This window comes from Pseudoalteromonas sp. S558 (assembly GCF_005886635.1).
In the GTDB taxonomy this organism is placed as follows: Bacteria; Pseudomonadota; Gammaproteobacteria; order Enterobacterales; family Alteromonadaceae; genus Pseudoalteromonas; species Pseudoalteromonas aliena.
Genome location: NZ_PNDU01000013.1, coordinates 1 through 18,568, shown reverse-complemented (window position 1 = coordinate 18,568; position 18,568 = coordinate 1). Strand labels below are relative to the sequence as shown.

The following is an 18,568-nucleotide window of genomic DNA, read 5'->3' as shown; positions in this document are numbered from 1 at the left end:
GGTCTTATTAACGTTAAGAAAATTACGCTAGAACTAGGCAAAAATTTTTGTATCTAGTTGTTCTAAATAAAAAATTTTTAACGACCTTATAGTGCAATTTAATTCGTTAAATTGATCAAAGATTTATGCCGCTTGGTATAACATCACTTAAAAATAAGGCGAGTATTTTAACGTCTATTTGACCAAATTTAAAGCAATAAACTCATGACATAAAAAAGCCGAGATAATAAAACCTCGGCTATTAAAACTACAATCTATAGCTTATATCAATATTGTTAAAAACATGTTCACTTAAGTGAGCTACTTTTCAGCACGGCCCATAAATTTATGCTCAACAGTATTTATACGGATACGGTCACCTGTTGAAATATGCTCTGGAACCGAAATATTGAGGCCAGTAGACATACGTGCAGGCTTAGAGCGAGCACTGGCAGAGGCACCTTTAATAGAAGGGTCAGTCTCTTCAACGACCAGTTCAACACTTGAAGGAAGATCGAGCCCTACAGGTGCGCCATCAATCACAATCACATGTACGCCTTGTGTTTCTTCATTAACAAACTGAATCTCTTCAGCTATCGCGTCTTTGTTTAAGTTATATGGCGTGTAATCTTCATTATCCATGAATACATACTCGTCGCCATCAACATAAGAAAGCATCACCTCACGGCGTGTTAAATCGGCAAGCGTTAACATATCACTGTCTTTAAATGTTTCGTCAACTTTACTGCCCGTTACTACGTCGTATAAACGCATACGGTATAAGCTGCCACCAGCACGGCCTTGTGGAACAGAACGTACAATATCTTTTACAACTAAAACTCGGCCATTAAAATCAATGGCAGTACCCTTTTTAACATCACTCGCCTTTGGCATGGGTGAATTCCTATTATTTTTTTGATTGCGAGAAACATACCACGAACTGAGGAATCTTCAATAGAAACAAAACAACTTAGTGATACTTTTTAAAAATATGTGGCTCAGCGCCGCTAATAGCGGCGCTGATCACACTACGCATCAACTTAAAAGCGTACTTTTATCCCCGCTGATAACTCACTTACATCATTTTTTGAAACTTTATAATAAGTATACTTTAGTAATAATTCAGTCTGTTTATAAACCGAATAACCTAAAGCGGCACCAATATAAGGTTTCGTAGCGTGTTCTTTATACTCTAAGCGAGCTCCATCCGTGATGCTACTTTGTCTTTTATACTGATGACGATAAGCGCCTAAAAATACCTTTGTACTTAAAGATTCAGCAAGCATATGTCGGTAACCTACTTCAGCTGCCACCCCTTTTGGTAACACCGGTACAAAGCGTGAATAATCTTGATGTAATTTATCTGCATCAGCTTTCACTGTTTGGGCAGTTAAATCGGCTCGACCTTCACCTAAATCAATATATCTTATAGCGACTTCCCAATTGGGTGACAGGTCATAATAAGCGCCAATTGACCAGCTAGTATCAGTATCATCAATAGAAACTAAATTAGCCTTGTTGTCCTTAGTTACTAAAGAATGCTTTGCTTTAGACTCACCTAGCGTGGCCTCAAACGACCATGTATCAGCCATTGCACTGGTGCTAATTAAGCAACTGGTCGTTACTATTGCAAAGCTTGGAAGCATTGACCTTCTTCGACTAATAACAAGTACTGAAATCAGTAATAAACCCAAACCTCCCATACTTCCTCCTGATGACTTATTAGTGATGGCCACTGATTTAACAGCGCTAACCGTCACTTTTACTTGTGCTGTAGACTTTGCACCTTTGCTATCTTTTATTGTGTAATCAATAATATCAACACCGTCAAAGCCGCTTTTAGGTGTGTATTGTAAAGTGCCGTTAATGTTAATTGTTACTGTGCCTTGAGCTGCAACTGCATTAACGACAAATAATTCATCACCATCAATATCTGAATCATTACGAAGTACATCTATTTCTATCGATGTGTTATCTGTGGTTGTTGCCGAATCAAAAACAGCTGTTGGTGCATTATTTATAACTAAGTTAACTTTAACTTGGCTGTTTGATGTGCCCCCTTTGCCATCACTAATACTATATTCAATAATCGCAACACCAACAAATCCAGCTGGTGGGGTATACAGTAACTGCTCATCAACAATACTTACATCACCAAAATCAGCCGTCGCGCCGCTTAAAGTAAGTATATCGCCGTCCATATCTGTATCATTTTTTAATACATCAATAGTCGTTGATTCCCCTGCACCAATTGTTATCTCATCTTGATTAGCCTCAGGAAGCTGGTTCGATGTGCGAACAATTGCAACACCACCAGGGTCGACTATTGAGCGATTCGCTTTGCCATCGTCATCATTAGGGCCACCATCAACAATTTGTAATTGCACACACCAAGCGCCTTCAGTAAGCCCTTGCGCCCACTCACTGCTTCTTGGTGGAGGACAATAGCCAGGTTCACCCGCTGTAGAGAGTAATTGGTTGTCACCTGATGTATCAAAATCAATCCACTGTCCCTCTTTTAATTTTCTGTAAACAGAGTTTTGTGAGATTGGTTTTCTTTGCGGTATTACTATGCTGTAAGTATCTCCAGCATTAGGTAAACCTGTTGCGATAAAATCAAATAGTCCGCCTGTATTTACCGCGCCTTCATCTTCAGGTAATTCACTATCAAGCAACTGAACACCGCCCGTTGCATTTTGTGAAACTGTAACCCCTTTTCTAACGCAAACGCCCGGCTCGCCTTCTACTAAGAACTTATCACTGTCTTTAACTTGTTCTTGCATGACATTACATTCACTAATTGCATCTAAATAATCAGGAATGCCATCACCGTCACTATCACCGTAACCTTCTTGTGCATCTGGGATAAGGTCACCATCGGAATCTTCCTGCCCTAGCGCCTCAAGTGAGGTTAATACTTCAACGTAAACATCTTTTGTTGTTGAGAGACTTGGCTCGCCAGAGTCTTGCGCTGTTACCGTTACTTTATAAATACCAGGAGTTAGTGATTGTGTTGAAAAAACAAATTCGTTTTCATTTGCGCTTGTATTAAGAAGTTTATTATCCTCTGATACCCACTTTAACGTTACGTTATCGTTCGGATTTGCATCCTGAGCAACAGCTTTAATCGTGACAAGATCATTACCTATGGTAACAAGTGATCTTTGTTGAGAACCTTGTGTAATACTGGTACTAATAGTAGGTGCTACATTATTTTCAACAATAGTGATTGTTGCTGAAGACTTCGCACCTAAATTTAGTGTATCTGCCAGTGTAATTACAACGGTTTCATTGCCTTCCGTTTCGGAGTCTGCATACGTTGTAAAATTAACTTGTCCCTGCGTGCCACTGTTAATAACCAACTCTGACGACACTAAATCATGATCAGAGCTATCAGCAGTACCCGATACTTCATAGGCAATGGTCACTGGATAACTTGGTGCTTCACCATTTAAAAACACATTAAAGCTATGTGTTTTATTCTCAGCTATTTCGCTATTTTTACTAAGCGAAATAAGCGGACTCACGTTTACATTTTGCGTTGCGATTGCTTCAAGCCCGCTGCTGTCTACAGCTTTCCAGTAAACTAAATGCTTACCTGGCGCATACAACAAACTTGGGTTAACTAATGAAACCGCTAATTTATTACCTTCGCTATCCGTTGCCGAAGGGACACCTAACTTGACCTTAGTAAACAACCCTTTTGCATTAACATCAATATCAGCCGGCGTTTCGATCGTTGGCACATTGTCTGCTTGATTATTTAACGTTAATGTTGCTGTTGTTCTACTTGTTTCTTTATCAGGGTCTTCAATCAAATAGTTAATTTGAATAGCCCCTTTAGTGCTTGCCTGAGCCTGATAAATCAGCGATCCATTTTCAATTCGCACCGACCCCACGCTTGCATTGGCGCTAACAATAACTAATTCATCGTCATCAACATCTGTATCATTAACTAGCACATCAAGTGGGTAGCTATTATCAGCGTTGCTATTTAATGAATAACTATCTGGATTGGCAATTGGCGCATCATTAATAGAAGCTACCGTAAAGTTCACCGTGGCAATAGCAGATTTTTCCTTTGTATCATCTACAAGATAATTAAAACTATCAGGGCCAAAATAATTTGCATTAGGTGTATACGTGAATGTATTGGCTTGTTTGGTTAATGTACCAAATTGAGGCTGCGACACAGCGCTAATTGTCAACGTATCTGAGTCCACATCCGTAATATCAGGGGAAAAACTGATATTAGAATCTTCATCAAGCTCTAAACTTAAATTCGACGCAACCGGAGCACTATTTGTTGATACCACTTCTAAATTGAAAGGTGGCAAGCTTGCTTGCTCGCTACCGTTACTCACAGTAATGGCGATATTAGGGTAGAGCCCTACGTCAGTTTTAACGGGAGTACCCAATAAATTACCCGTCGCGCTACTAAAACTCGCCCAACTTGGCTTATTAGCAATACTAAACGTCAGTGCTTTATTTTGTGGATCCGTTGCTGTTGGTGTAAAGCTATAAGCCTCACCTTGGTTTACTTTTGTTACTGGTGCGCCACTGATTTCAGGGTTAGTTGGTTTAGGCGCTTCAGTTACGGTAATAGCAAATGATTTTTTCAAGGTCGCAGCACTATCGTTTGTTTGTATACAAACAGTGTAAATACCCAGTGGCAATGCGGCTTTTGTTTCTAACGTATTGCCATTGATTTGGAAAGAGCTATTGCCTGTACTTGCAGTACAGCTGCCCGCAGCCAATGACGTTGATGAAACTAACGAATAAGTATGACTGCTCGAATCGGGATCAGTCGTTGTTAATAATCCAACATCAGCACCGGCACCAACAATTGATTCACTAATCGTAGAGCTTGAAAGGTTGATATCAGTAGGTGCATTGTTTTCACCCACGACGCTAACTGTAGAGGATCCAAAACTGCCAATTGCTCTATCAGCGCCACCATTAGCGGTGCCGCCGCTGTCTTTTATTGATGTAAGTGTAACAACTCTATTATCGGTGGTTGGTGATTCACTGGTGTTTTTATATTGTAAAAACGGCACATAGTTTTGCCACACCGCAGCTGAATCGGTTGCGGTAACCGTTACCGTTGCTGTTGAACCACTTAACGAGACCACGTAGCTAAAATTAACGGCCCCCGAGTACGTGCCCGATGCATTATGCTCTAAGTTGATAAGATCGGTGCCAAATTGAAGGAACTCATGACCCGTGTCTTTTACATTAGTTATTGTTAGTGATATTTGTTCAATATCTTGCCCACTCTCAACCGTACTAATAGAAGCTGAAGAGAAAATCCCCACTGCTGAGCCATTTTCTGTAAAGGTTGGATTAGCCCCCACTGCTGATACCGTAGGCGCATCGTTAACCGAGGTAATAGTAACTGACGCCTGATTAGTACCTGTGCTATCTACGACTCCATCATTAAAGGTATAGTCAAGCACAGTTGCATTTAGAGGAATATCTGAGTTATTGGCGTAGGTAATTGCTTGCGCAACAGAATCTACGATTGCAGAAGTAGCATTGCTATTAAATGTTAGCGTTAAAGTGCCTGCCGAGTTTGTGGTAACAGTCCCTATATTATTAGCATTGTAACTAAATGTATTGCCTTCAGTTAACGTCCCTAATAGCCCCGAATGACCAAATCGATCTTCGGCACTCGCACCGCCGCGTCGTCGAATAGTCAAGCTAGCATTATTGTAATCCCCAGCGTTGCCATTAAGTGCATCAAGCTCTGCATCTGCAATTGTCATATCGCTATCTATTATCACTGCACTGCCATTTTCGATAAATGTAGCGCCGCCATTAAGCGAACTAAATGTAGGTGCTGAGTTTGCTGAAATAAATGTAATAACGGAATCTGAGCCGCTATCAGCAACCGTAAAGGCTAAATCATTGCCAGGCGCATTAGTAAGTGAAAGAGTCAGTTCAGAAATATTAAAATCGGTGGCGTTGGTATCTACTTCTAATGTACTCGTGCCATTAAAACGCACGTTACTGGCTGAAAGCCCTGTGATACCAGTAATAGTAATACGATCGCCTGCGGCTAAATCGGTAATGGTATCGCCTGATAATTGAGATGAGCTACCTACAAAATTATCATTACCTGCGTTACCTGTTAACGTATCTATACCAGTGCCTGGGCGTAAAGTATCAGCGCCTGTACCGCCTTTGAGTATATCATCACCATTAAAATCTGATGAGGTCATTATTAAAATGTCGGCGCTAAATGCACTTGCATCTAGGGTCACTGCGGCTGTAATTGCACTGCCGCTAGCATTAGAAAAAGACACAACGCCAGCATCAGTATTAAAATTATCGATTAAGGTGATAGTCGTGTTGCTATTAGTGCCGATTGCCAGATTTTCAATACCCGATACCGTGGTGCTGGAAAAATTAAAAATACCACCATCCATAAGTTTTAGCGTATCAGCGCCAGCAGAGCCTGTAATGGCAGTATTAAAATCATTAATATTATTAACATCAATTGCTACTGTCGCTGTAGAGGCTAAGCTTAATGTACCAATATTAAAGAATGAGCCAGAAGTCACGTCAGCACCGTCAGTGACACTCACCTTATCTGCAGCATTTAGCTCTGAGGTTAATGAACCACTAAACCCAGCGCCACCAAGTGCAAAGGTCATCGCTGTATTACTAGATCTATCTATTATACTTTGAGTCGCTGAGACTATCGTAATTGTTCTACTGTTTGAAGAGTCATCAAATACGTTGTAAGTTTCAACATCACTGAAAGTAGAAAAATCACCATCGCCATAAACATCAATTGTTTCAGAACCTATTGCAGATATAGTGCCTGTAAAACCTGCATGTTGCGAACGCGTCATTGAAACCCTTGCACCACTGCTAAGTGTTAGGTTTTCAATATTGGAAACTGTTGCAGCGGTAATATCTCCCGTATTACTGATAGACAGCGTATCGTTAACGCTTGCTTCACCTGTTATTGTGCCAGTAAACGTTAATCCACTGACATCAAACGTATTTGCGTCGGTTGTTGATGCGCTTGTTACATTAACAGACGAAGAACCTAACGTAATTGTTCGTGTATTTGTTGAATCATCACCAACGTTAAACGCTTCAATATTGCTAAGTGTTGTAAAGTTACCATCACCCGAAACCGTAATCGTTTCAGCGCCTGGCGCTGTAATCGCACCTGTAAATGTACCCACTTGCGCTGCAGATAAAGCCACCGATGAGTTTGCTGCGAGGGTTAAATTTTCAAAACTAGACACTGTAGCACTTGTGGTGTCGGCACCTGTTGCCATGCTTAATGTATCGGTACCACCATTTGCATTGAGTGTACCTGTAACCGTTAAACCTGCAATATTTACCGTATCATTGCCTGTGCTGCCGGTTATATTTTGTGAGCCATTTGATAAGGCAATTGTGTTTGCACTACCGAGTACATACGTTTCAATATCATTCGCAGCAATTAAACCATTAGTTGCGTCTGAAATGGTAATTTGATCAGTGCCTAAGCCTGTGATTGTAGTAAACGCGTTATGCTGCGCTACTTTCATAGTCAGAGATCCACCGCCGCTCAAATTAAGTGTTTCAAAGTTTGAGATTGTCGCAGCGGCTATACTTGCACCATCGATAAGTAGAAGTGTATCAGTACCATCCCCACCATCGAGGGTTCCTCTGTACGCAAAGTTAGAAATATCGACTGAATCAGCTAAATTACTACCTGTAACAGACTGGTCTCTGTCTACAAGCGTTAATGCAATGGGTGTATTTAAAACGTATGTTACAATCGCGCTATTTGCCGTTAAATTTGCATCGCCCCCACTGCCTGCTGTAATCGTAAAGACAGGAGCTCCGCTCCCCGAAATCGTTGTAAATTGCTCATGCTGCGCTTCACTTAGCGTTAAAGTAGCGCTGCTAGGCACTGATAATGTTTCAAAGCCTGTTAATGTAGTAAAAGCCGTTAAATCGGATCCAGTCGGAACGTGAATGGTATCTGTACCAGTACCACCATCAGCCACTGAACCTGTAATATGTGATGGATTGCTTATCGTTAATGTTTCGGAGTCACTACTAAACGTTATTGCCGGATTTAAATTTGTACCATCTAAGGTGCTAAAACCCGCTGCTGTAGAGCTAGCTGCTGTAAGATTAGCCACTGAAATTGTCGCGGTACGGCTAGTACTGTTTTCAGTGCCATCATTGATAACAACTGATACTGTCCGCGAAGTTGTGTTGGGCGACGAACTGGTATTGTTATACGTGATTGCTTTAAGGAAAGTGGTAACTTCAGCCGTTGTTGCAGTTGCACCTGTAATAGAAATTGTATCTTGTAAACTAATATCTGATGCACCACTAATTCCACTCAGTGCATTTTGCGCACTGGCAGATACATTAAGACCTTCTGAGGCGCCATCTTGATCATTTGTTAATGCAACGGTTATTGTTGTTATTGAGTCGCCATCACTATCACCGGCTTCAGCATCGGGTGCAATCACGGTAGCAGGGCTGCCTTCAGTAAACGCCGAAAAACTCCCTGTACCTGGAATCCCACCATTTAAATCAACAGCTGGGGCGGAGTTTGATGCAACAGCATCGTCAACCACAATATCAACAATCGCAAAGCGGCCATCATATTTAATTGAATTGTCAGGGTTATTATGTGGAAACTCTATCGTTACGGCATCAACATCTTGCCAAAGTGCATTAGTAAAGTGAGATGAACGACTCAATGTAAATTCATTATTAACCCCCGCATTGTCGGGTGTTATCGTCACTGTTACAGTTGAGGAGCCATCAGAATGACCCGTTAACTTAATAAAGTGATTGCCCGTCGTCTCTGTTTGCTGATTAAACTTTATCGCATCAAAACTAAAGTTTTCTCCACCGCTGCTATAAAACTTAACGCCTCTGCTTGGTTCGTTGGTAAATGTATTATCTAGCATGGTGGTAGAAATAGTGCCTATACCATTAGAAATTCTCCAATCGTTAAATCCCGTAAACGCACTCGCCTCACCTGCATCTAATATAAAAGTTAAATCCCCTGCAGTGTCTAATATTACATTACTCACTCCATTTGAGCCATCTCTAACATCGCTAAGGCTTGCACCTGAGCCTGCGGTGTAATCAATCGTCTTCTGTGCTGCCAATACCGCATGAGAAGACAAGGTAAGGACAGATAAACCTGCGGCTGCACATGCCGAAGCTATTTTATTTAACTTCATAATTAGTCTCTATAAATAGTAAGTTAGGTGTGATGATTTGCACACAAGGGGAGCATATAATTTCTATAAAACGTTTAATTATATTTTTGTTAAACAGTGAGTGCTTTCGAATTCCCCTGAGTAAATTTTCAACTCGAAAAGCAGTATAAGTGTTGGTTTGAATAGAAGCTGAATTCAATAACCTCTGACTTGTTTTGTGCGTGGTTACTCTTCGCAATATGCCACAAATTATAAAACCCATTAATGTAAACCCTGATATATCTTTATTAATTAAAGATGTATTGATGATTTCAAGTGCAGGGATAATTAAATCCAACCTCATGATATTCCTTACTAAACTAAAATTATTATCTATAAAAAAGCATACGTTGTGTAAAATATGCTAACAATCTTTTATTTATTAACTACGTGCAGGGTAAATTCCATCAGTAGTCATTAACCAATTTATCGCAATGATGGGGTTCAAAATGCTAAACGCCTCCCCACGGCCAGTATTCTCTACCGTAACGGCCCCTCCAGAGCTGGTTCCGCTATCAACAGTTAACCCTTTAATATCAGTCAATGTAGCTGGAGCAAAGCCCGACGGTTTAAAGTAAATAGAACTTGCTGCAACAGCTAAATAGCTATCGGCATCAGGAGTCGTATTATTCGCTCCGTTTGTCGCTACTTGAAAGTTACCACCTACACTTCCCCCACCAGTAGGTGTAAAAGTTGCGGCATGACTGTGTTGAGCTAAATTATCAGCACTCAACGCCGTCATTTCACTTCCTGCCATTTGACCAAGACTATAGCTGCCTCCTCCTGGGCGGTGTCCATGCCCAATAGGTGAACGCCCCCTTAAATCAGGCACCCCAAAGGTCGTCCGCCCGTCACCACCAAAAGTAGTTCCTAATAATGAATACAAAGCCTGTGATTGCCCAATTGCTATAAGTTGGCCCTGACACGGTGTAAAGTTTTGAATAGCAAAAGTACCTGCAAAAGGCACCATAGACCCTATAAATGATTCAGTAGACATAATTAATTCCTTCATTTACTTAGTTATTGTAAAAAGTACTGATACTTAACGATTAACTCAATTCTCAATTTAATTATTCATTTATGCTAATTAACTACTGAAACATCGGATGCGAAAATATAAAATTCAGGTAAAGAGGTAGCCCTAACAGCTCCGTCTATTCACTGTCGATGCATACTGTGCACAGTAAATTTACACTCATTTTAAGTTCTGCAGTTTCAACTTCATTAGCAAAACACCAGTAAGCCTCTTTATTAGCACATTTTAATAATACGGACTGCTCGCACAAATCGAACTCGTCGAGCGACATACAAAAACGGTCATGGCAGTCAATAAGTTTGTCAGTGCCCAGATGTTGGATCAGAACACTGTTTAAACCCGGTATTTCTAAAATGACACATTCGCCGCTATTTACATTGACTACCTCGCGCGCCTTTTACGCTAAATCACCGTCACCAAATCATTCGAAACCAATGATGGCAATGTACCATTGCAATATGAGGCTAAAACTAAGTCATAGGCGTAATTATTAAAAATCGATATCTTAACGTTCATTTTATTATCCTCTACATTAAACAATGCATAGTTAGAAAACAGAGAGAAAACACCAATTCGAATCCATAAAATTCCTATCAATTAAGCAATACCAAAACTTTATAATGTTCTTTGTGTTGTTTGATGAAAACTTGTACCCGCATCTAAGTTGTATAATGTTGCAAATTTATATCCGTCAAAAACCCCATAAGGAGTTGCAATGATATCTAGACGTACTGCGCCATCAATACTTTTTATGAGTAAGCCAGCCATCATACTGACCTCTATGACAGTCCCTGCATTAATACCAGAATATTCAGTTTTCAACTGCGTTGCTTGCAACAATTGAAACAAGTTATTTTCTAGCTGTATTCTGGCACCACCGAAATCAACGTTACCAGCTCGAGCCATACACACTATGTTTTCTGAGGTATGAGTTCGCCAATCAATAAGTAAATCTTGTTCACTAAAAAAGGGCGCTGATGGCATATTCTCAATAGTAGATTGTTCAGTACTGACAATAGCGTTACTCTCTAACTGAATTAATAGCGTGTTAATTACAGCGGGTACGACTTGAGAAATTTGATGAGATAAACTCTGCAATGTATCAAATGGATGAATATCTACTGTTTGACTAGTTACAACAGGCCCTGAATCAACATATTTAGTGAGCCGATGAAGTGTTAATACGCATTGTGTTTTTCCGTGCCTTATTTGCCAATACAATGGCAGTGGGCCTCGGTAGCGGGGCAATTCACTGGGATGTAAATTAAAAATGTCTCCACTAAAAAAGCTAATAATACGCTCGCTCAACTTATGCCTAAATAAATAAACGATACCTATTCCCGCTTGATATCCATCTAACTCTGAGATGACTTTAAGTTCATCAAATGATGAATACTGTACCATAGGCACGTTGGATTGCTCTAAGAGCGCTGTAAGCTGTAGAAGGTCAGGGTTACCTTGCGGCTCCACCAGCACAACACACGCTAACTTATTTAATTGAATAAGAGATTGTATAGCGGGTACTGAGAATGTACTGCCAGTAAAGAAGGCTATTTTACCTCGCATAAATGCTCCTTTTTAAACTTTTGCGGAAATAAATCCTGGCAAACCAGTTAATTGATAATAAAACTGCACAGTATCACCGCTATTGGCAACAAAATGAGTGTGTTCAATATCTCTGGGTTTAACGTCTATATAAAATGTCATATCAGGCCTTGGGTGTGTAATACCTGAGTCATACTGACCAACACTCTCATCAGCAAATGTGTTGATATGCATATAAATAGCGAAAATACGTTTATTCATATCTTGAATATCACTGGGTAAAGTTATTTGATTTGCAGGAATAACTTTTACGCCGTCCTGCAGCTCAAGTTCCTGCATATTTAACAACGTTGATTTGTTAATGCTTAAAATTTCACCGAGTTCAACTCTATCTTGCTGTGCGCTTTTATTAATAGTGATCGAATGACTGTAATCTACATCTTTCCATTGTTGATTAAACTCGGTTTCTCCTATCACCATCATGCCTTTCACTGAGACATTTTGTGGGATCATCCAACCATCAATGGTTAAAAATTGCACCAGATGTTTGGCAATACTTAGCTGCCCTTCTTTCGTGAAGCCATGCTGCATTGCCTCTAGCACAAGAATATCTATCGACTCAGTAGGGTGATACTGAGTAGCATCAGCTTCTTCAATTCGCAAAACATAATCGTCAAGTTGTAAATCTTTAACTAACTGCTGCAAAGATAATATTGCGCCAGGATGTACATCTACCAAAATTACGTTGACCTGCTTTGACGTAAATTTAGTACTCTCTTTATAGTAACTCAACAAAGGCAGCAGCAACGGTGCAAATGGGCCACAGGCGGGGTATAAAATGGTGATGGAAGATGAGTGCTTAAGCTTGCTTTCTATCGCTTGATCAATCCCACGTGCATAACCTTGAATGCGATATACATCTTTTATGGTGTGTTTGCAGTTGTGGGGAGACATAATTAAACCGGATGTTGAGACATATTGCCGCGTTAACTGCTCCTGGCTGAGCTGTGCTAATGCCATTGATTGCACTGCATGATCATACATAGACTCAAAAGCGTTCACTAATTGAAGGTGTTCGACTTGCGTATTGCTCAATACCAAAGTCATTGTATCAATAAAGCTTTTTTGCAAAACTTGCTGGCGTTGTTCAGTTGTTAATTTAGATTTTAGAAGAGACTCAAGCTGGGTACGTATTGAATGTTTTAATAGCTCATCAATGTGGGGCTCTGCATATTCCAAACACGCTTTAGGATGAGAGCTATATGTTTTCATAATTAAGCATTTCCTTGAATTTTGATTGCCATGTAAAACCTTCATTCGTTAATACTACATTCAGCTAACATTTTAACCCACAAGGCTTAGAACGCAATTATTTTTGCATAAATATCAATAATAGTTACTTTAAATAATAAACTAAGAAGAAATTACTAAACCATTGATTAAATGGCATTTATAAAAAACAATATGCCACAAACTTGCTGTAAAAAATATTACACTTTATTACACGGCATTGTTTATTACTCATAGCGAGTCTTTAGCTACTTACTTTAATGGAGCCATGTTTATATATTGTACAATACGAGGTCTACTTCCCTTATTTGGACAACTACCGTGCGGTAATGTATGTCGCCAAACAATTAAGCTACCTGCTTTTGCCGCTAATGGAGTGCTGAGGCATTTATCGAAATTAAAAGAGTGTGGATTAGTATTTTTAGGTAAGTTAGCTAGCCAGTTATCTATTTTTTTATGAAAGCCAGGTACACAACTAAACGCACCTTGCTCAGCGGCAACGTCAGTAAGGTACAACAACCCTTGCGTTGCAAAGGTGAGTGGTTTATTAAAGTTTATATCCCAGTGAAGATTTGGCCCAGGAAACTGCCAACTTTCTGTCTGCGGTGGATTAAAACTAATCCTATCAGTGCTTACTATTAAGTTTTCTCTTCCCCAAAGTTGCTCAAAAACATCTCGAACTTGAGGAAGAGAGCGTATAACTTGCATGGTTATATCATTAAATATTTGTACCATAACCCCCTGTTTAAGCGCATGACAGCTATACCATGAAGCGGGGTTGTTTTTATCCATTTTTAAACGTTCATAAAGCATATTACAAACGTCTTCACATAATTTTTTTGGCACCAACGCTGGAATAATAACATAACCATTATCATCCCAGCTTTGCCACTGCAGTGGCGTTAAAATAGAGTAACGAGGCGTCTCTACTAATACTGTTTCATTTTTTATGTCTGCTTTCTCAAAAAATGAAACAATGTTTTTATTAAGCTGATTTATTTTTGCGTTTGAAATAGCTCTACCATGCGTTTTTTTTACCCAACTTTCAAATTCGAAAAAACTATCACTCGCAAAAATAGACTCTATAGTCGGTGTGAGCCCTAAGCCTAGAGTGTCCATTATCATGACATCAAGCGACCATTCGTCTTCTATTATTTTTTTATCCGCACAGCCTTGTTTTTGTAACTGTGCTTTGTGCCACATTCGCTTTAATTGAAATAGGCCTAAGCTCCCAGTTTCTTTATAACAAGGAAGTGTATTCTGCGTTATTGTGTGCGGAGGTGGCACTTTTGCTATCAACTCATTTTGCATAATAACTCCTTTTTCTTGCCTGATTTCAGACAACTAGAACACCTTAAATTGATTTCTTAACGCTGACTAAACTTAATTAGAATAGAGTGCTATATTATTGCAAGCAACGATTTTTGTAGCTAAATACAGAGAGTGATATGGATAGTGAGTTACTGAACAGATACCGCAATGCGATTACACATTTGCTAAATGAGCCAGCCGATGCGGGCTTGATGAAGCCTTTTATCAACGATTTAAAAAATTACTTAGGGAATATTACGTCTATTTCAACTGACTTAGATATGAATGACTGGAATGATGAAAATACATCCCAAGGCGTTGCAATTTCTCCCGTACAAGCAGCTAAATGCATAGAAGAAACTCTTCGTACGCAAATCTTTATGCAAGGTGTTAAACTCGCTATTGAAGAACGTTTAAAAGCAACGACTGATGATATTCATGTTCTTTATGCCGGTACAGGTCCTTATGGCACGTTACTTATTCCTTATTTAGGTCTTGCCACAAACTCACGTATAAAAGTCACACTCATTGACATTCATCCAGAAAACATCAGTGCAATTAAAAAGCTAGTAAAGCACTTTTCAATCACCCAAAACATTGTTGCAATTACGTGTGATGACGCAACTTGCTGGCAAGCGCCCCCCTCTCAGCAATTTGACATCATTATTTCAGAAACTATGACAGCGCTATTAAAGCGAGAACCCCAAGTTTTTATTTTTGCTCATTTATGCCAATACCTGCATAATTCTGGCACCTTGATCCCACAAAATATTTCTTTAAAGGCATGGCTAACACCTTTTAAATCTTTATTGTCTATAGAAGGGAGTACTACCACTGATATACTCCTAAAAGAGTTTTATTGCTTAAACATCGACGAAGCAAGGCGTTTAAATGCAGGAGACGCATCTTCTTTCAAAGGTAATATGCTGATCCCAAATGGCGTTGATACTAATTACAGACTCAAACTAACAACCGACATTCAAGTATACAAACACCATAAACTCACTGAAAACCAATGTAGTTTAAATATACCGCTGACTTTTTTACCTCATGATGCGCAGCTTCGTGGCGGTGAAGCTATTCATTATGAATACATAACACCTAACAATGCAGACTTTATATTTACATTCCCAATAAAAAACACGATTAAAACGATGAATGAATTGGCAAGATTTACAGATCTCAATAACTTGGGATTGCCTGGTGTAAAGCGTATGTTTGAGCATGCGCAAGCAGCTAAATGCGGTCACTCCTTCAGCATAGCCGACGATGAATGGGCATTATGGACAGAGCTACTAGATTCATTAACGCTGCCGTACCATGAAACAACGGCAGCACTTTATCAAAGTCAACGTATTGAAGAATTTGAACATTGGCTAGTCACTAACAGTAATCTCAAATCATTATGACTATTAGCACTGAACACAATACAGATAAGCAGTTAACTGAGGTTGAAAATATTTTAGCCTTTCTTACTGATATAGGTATAAACCACCGGTATGAAACGTTAAACGAAAAGACTTTTTTACCTGGCCTTAAAATAGAACAAGGCACTTTATTACTTGATTTAGAAAAGCTGTTATACCCAGGTGATATTCTTCATGAAGCAGGTCATATTGCAGTTACCTCAGAAACGACAAGAACGTGTTTAACAGGAGATATGAAAAACCATGATCATCAAGCGGCCGAAGAAATGACCGCAATAGCTTGGTCATGGGCTGCAGCTTGCTATTTAAATATCGCCCCGAATATTTTATTTCATGAGCAGGGTTATAAAGGGGCATCTGATAACTTAATCGAGGCCTTTACCAACAGCACGGGTTTTGGTTACCCTCTTTTATATTCGTGGTTTATGTGTGAACAGCCAGACCACCCTAACGGTTATCCAAACATGTTAAGGTGGCTAAGAAATGACGCCTATACACAAACCCAGTTAAGCAAATTACAATAACGATTTTGGGAAATATACGTGCTTGATAATAACTTCACACCACAACAGCTAACAATGATCTGCAACGATCTGGCACAACTAAGATTAGTCGTCGATTTAAAGCTTGCACCTAAAATGCCTTACTTTGCCAACAAGCCTTATCCGATAGGACGTTGCAGAGAAATTCGTGATGAAATGTTTGCATTATTACAAGCACAATTACCACACACAGATAAGCTCGGGCTCAGTTTATTAAAAGAATGCATTCACCAAGGTACTGATTTAAAAAAGGCCTGGGGATCACTACGAGATGAGTACTTTCAAAACGCGCTCATACTTGGACCTTGGTATATTGATGTTGCCAATGATACGGTGAACGCGAATAAACCTAGGGTTGAAATTCTGCCTCTTGCAACATCCAAATTTACGACAATTGAAAGTTTTACTCAATTTATAAAAATAGCGCGCCCATACTGGCAAGTTGAAATATACAAAAACAATGTATGCCCAGCGTTGGCACCTTATATGCCATTACTTTGCGTAGGCACTAATGGCGCTAGTTGGCTAGCCGCTGCTAACGATGACATGCTTAATGTGGCAATTAATAGTAATTTTGAAGAATCTAAACTCATTTTAAATGCTTTACCAAACCCACCCCCCTCTATTGTAAAGCGCTGGAAAGAGACGTTACTGCAATTCACCACTGAAGCTTATTTAACACACGAAGGCGATCCCATAGAATATTGTCGTCTTTATAGCCACAATACAACGAGGCCCAATCTCACTCAACGTGACGCTGCTGTAATTGCTTATTCATCGCTACCGAAAACTGTCTAGCCCTATAGCGTTAGCTTGGTTACTTTTTCGTATTTATAGGGTTTTTCTTTGTGTCAATACTAATAACTTCCACTACTTCAGTGTATTAATGAAGAAAAAATGAGTACAAATAATATTTCGTATCACAAAACTAATAAAATAATGCTATGGTATGTGTATCGAGTATGACTTCAAGGAATGGATCATGGACCAAATAAGAGTACATGAGTATTTAATTAAAAAGCCACTTGTTCAAGTTACAAAACCATTTGCTCAAGAGGTTGACGTTTATAAAGTGAATCATAAAATGTTTGCCACCCTTGCCGTTGGCAACGATGGCGAAACGAATGACAATGGAGACCCTATTTGGTGGCTTAATTTAAAATGTGATCCCGATGAAGCACTTTCATTACGTGACATTTTTCCTGCGGTGATCCCAGGCTATCACATGAACAAACGCTTATGGAATACGGTTATTTTAGATGGCTCAATTCCTCAAGGTGAAATTGAACGTATGATTGATAATTCGTTTGATTTAGTTGTGCAGAATATGCCGGAGAAAGATCGCAACGCAATCGCAATCCATTTATAAAATTAAACGGGCTAGTTGCATACTAGCCCATTTAATTTTGATTATATATTAAGCGTATAAATAAGGTCATCATATAATTTATTAGCAATTGTGTGTGCTTGCAAAATTGTATCAGTCAATGTGAGTCCGCATTTACTTAATACATTTTCTGATCCTACATTTCCCCGAGTTACCACGGCTTTAAACTGTTTAATACCACACGCTTTTTGCGCCCATTCAATGACTGCTTTTAACGACTCTGTTGCATACCCTTTAGCGAAGTATTTTGGCAAGAATAAATACCCTAGCTCCGCAGTTGCTCCATCATAAGTAAAACCAGTAACACCTATCACTTGCTGCGTTTCATTATTTATAACAACAAAGCATAACGGATGGCGCGAATTTGGATCCCACGTCGGTAAGCGTTGCTCAAATCGGTGCTTCACAAATGCGTCTTTTGGCTTATCAAAACAATATAAAAGCACGTCCGGCTCTTGATGAAGCTCTAAAAAAAGAGGCCAATCAGCCTGCGTGATTTGCCGCATACTGAGTCTTTCTGTAAATAACTGCATATATTTCCTTTTATATTAATCGGCTTAAATATGGGGTCTATTTAGCGACGTTATGGGGTGATTTAATGCGATAGAATGATCATGTTTTTAATAAAATTTGTATTATACCAATCTGCTTATATATGGGGTCTATTTAACGTTAAGAAAATTACGCTAGAACTAGGCAAAAATTTTTGTATCTAGTTGTTCTAAATAAAAAATTTTTAACGACGTTATAGTGCAATTTAATTCGTTAAATTGTTCAAAGATTTATGCACTTTGGTATTACTAGCATATAAATGA

The 18,568-nt window shown here is 39.3% G+C and carries 11 protein-coding genes; 4 read left to right on the top strand and 7 right to left on the bottom strand.

Going from position 1 to position 18,568, the window contains the following annotated elements; genetic code table 11:
* Positions 1-300: 300 nt before the first annotated feature.
* The 6 genes from efpL to CWB66_RS01085 all read right to left on the bottom strand — a co-directional run bounded on the left by efpL (position 301) and on the right by CWB66_RS01085 (position 14,397).
* A complete protein-coding gene (gene efpL, locus CWB66_RS01110) occupies positions 301-873 on the bottom strand; it encodes an elongation factor P-like protein EfpL (protein WP_077538539.1) in 573 nt (190 codons plus the stop codon).
* A gap of 146 nt (positions 874-1,019) precedes the next feature.
* Positions 1,020-9,197, bottom strand: coding sequence for an Ig-like domain-containing protein (locus CWB66_RS01105; RefSeq protein ID WP_252371698.1), 8,178 nt, complete (start codon positions 9,195-9,197; stop codon positions 1,020-1,022).
* 400 nt (positions 9,198-9,597) lie between these two features.
* The gene (locus tag CWB66_RS01100) at positions 9,598-10,212 is read right to left on the bottom strand and encodes a phage tail protein (protein WP_138584014.1); all 615 of its coding nucleotides are present in this window, start codon (positions 10,210-10,212) and stop codon (positions 9,598-9,600) included.
* Positions 10,213-10,866: 654 nt separating this feature from the next.
* A complete protein-coding gene (locus tag CWB66_RS01095) occupies positions 10,867-11,817 on the bottom strand; it encodes a methionyl-tRNA formyltransferase (protein ID WP_138584013.1) in 951 nt (316 codons plus the stop codon).
* 12 nt (positions 11,818-11,829) lie between these two features.
* Positions 11,830-13,068 (bottom strand): SAM-dependent methyltransferase, encoded by a 1,239-nt coding sequence (locus CWB66_RS01090; RefSeq protein WP_138584012.1) that lies wholly within the window; start codon positions 13,066-13,068, stop codon positions 11,830-11,832.
* 270 nt (positions 13,069-13,338) lie between these two features.
* Complete coding sequence (locus tag CWB66_RS01085; RefSeq protein WP_138584011.1) at positions 13,339-14,397, bottom strand: phytanoyl-CoA dioxygenase family protein; 1,059 nt, start codon at positions 14,395-14,397, stop codon at positions 13,339-13,341.
* Positions 14,398-14,534: 137 nt separating this feature from the next.
* On the opposite strand from CWB66_RS01085, the gene CWB66_RS01080 reads away from it, so the two are divergent.
* From CWB66_RS01080 to CWB66_RS01065, 4 genes are all read left to right on the top strand, one after another.
* Positions 14,535-15,806, top strand: coding sequence for an SAM-dependent methyltransferase (locus CWB66_RS01080; RefSeq protein ID WP_138584010.1), 1,272 nt, complete (start codon positions 14,535-14,537; stop codon positions 15,804-15,806).
* Positions 15,803-16,348: a hypothetical protein gene (locus tag CWB66_RS01075; protein ID WP_138584009.1), complete on the top strand. Its 546-nt coding sequence runs from the start codon at positions 15,803-15,805 to the stop codon at positions 16,346-16,348. The genes CWB66_RS01080 and CWB66_RS01075 overlap by 4 nt, the downstream gene beginning before the upstream one ends.
* A gap of 18 nt (positions 16,349-16,366) precedes the next feature.
* On the top strand, positions 16,367-17,164 hold the full coding sequence (locus tag CWB66_RS01070) for a hypothetical protein (RefSeq protein ID WP_138584008.1): 798 nt from the start codon (positions 16,367-16,369) through the stop codon (positions 17,162-17,164).
* A gap of 184 nt (positions 17,165-17,348) precedes the next feature.
* Entirely contained in the window at positions 17,349-17,735 is a 387-nt protein-coding gene (locus tag CWB66_RS01065) for an MmcQ/YjbR family DNA-binding protein (RefSeq protein ID WP_077538566.1), read from the top strand.
* A 41-nt stretch (positions 17,736-17,776) separates the two neighbouring features.
* On the opposite strand, the gene CWB66_RS01060 is transcribed toward CWB66_RS01065, so the two are convergent.
* A complete protein-coding gene (locus CWB66_RS01060) occupies positions 17,777-18,286 on the bottom strand; it encodes a GNAT family N-acetyltransferase (protein ID WP_138584007.1) in 510 nt (169 codons plus the stop codon).
* Positions 18,287-18,568: the final 282 nt, after the last annotated feature.

What these genes read in the sequence shown, in the direction of transcription:
- CWB66_RS01065 (WP_077538566.1), top strand. Translation starts at nt 17,349, where the DNA reads ATGGACCAAATAAGAGTACATGAGTATTTAATTAAAAAGCCACTTGTT.
- CWB66_RS01100 (WP_138584014.1), bottom strand. Translation starts at nt 10,212, where the DNA reads ATGTCTACTGAATCATTTATAGGGTCTATGGTGCCTTTTGCAGGTACT.
- CWB66_RS01105 (WP_252371698.1), bottom strand. Translation starts at nt 9,197, where the DNA reads ATGAAGTTAAATAAAATAGCTTCGGCATGTGCAGCCGCAGGTTTATCT.
- CWB66_RS01095 (WP_138584013.1), bottom strand. Translation starts at nt 11,817, where the DNA reads ATGCGAGGTAAAATAGCCTTCTTTACTGGCAGTACATTCTCAGTACCC.
- efpL (WP_077538539.1), bottom strand. Translation starts at nt 873, where the DNA reads ATGCCAAAGGCGAGTGATGTTAAAAAGGGTACTGCCATTGATTTTAAT.
- CWB66_RS01085 (WP_138584011.1), bottom strand. Translation starts at nt 14,397, where the DNA reads ATGCAAAATGAGTTGATAGCAAAAGTGCCACCTCCGCACACAATAACG.
- CWB66_RS01075 (WP_138584009.1), top strand. Translation starts at nt 15,803, where the DNA reads ATGACTATTAGCACTGAACACAATACAGATAAGCAGTTAACTGAGGTT.
- CWB66_RS01090 (WP_138584012.1), bottom strand. Translation starts at nt 13,068, where the DNA reads ATGAAAACATATAGCTCTCATCCTAAAGCGTGTTTGGAATATGCAGAG.
- CWB66_RS01060 (WP_138584007.1), bottom strand. Translation starts at nt 18,286, where the DNA reads ATGCAGTTATTTACAGAAAGACTCAGTATGCGGCAAATCACGCAGGCT.
- CWB66_RS01080 (WP_138584010.1), top strand. Translation starts at nt 14,535, where the DNA reads ATGGATAGTGAGTTACTGAACAGATACCGCAATGCGATTACACATTTG.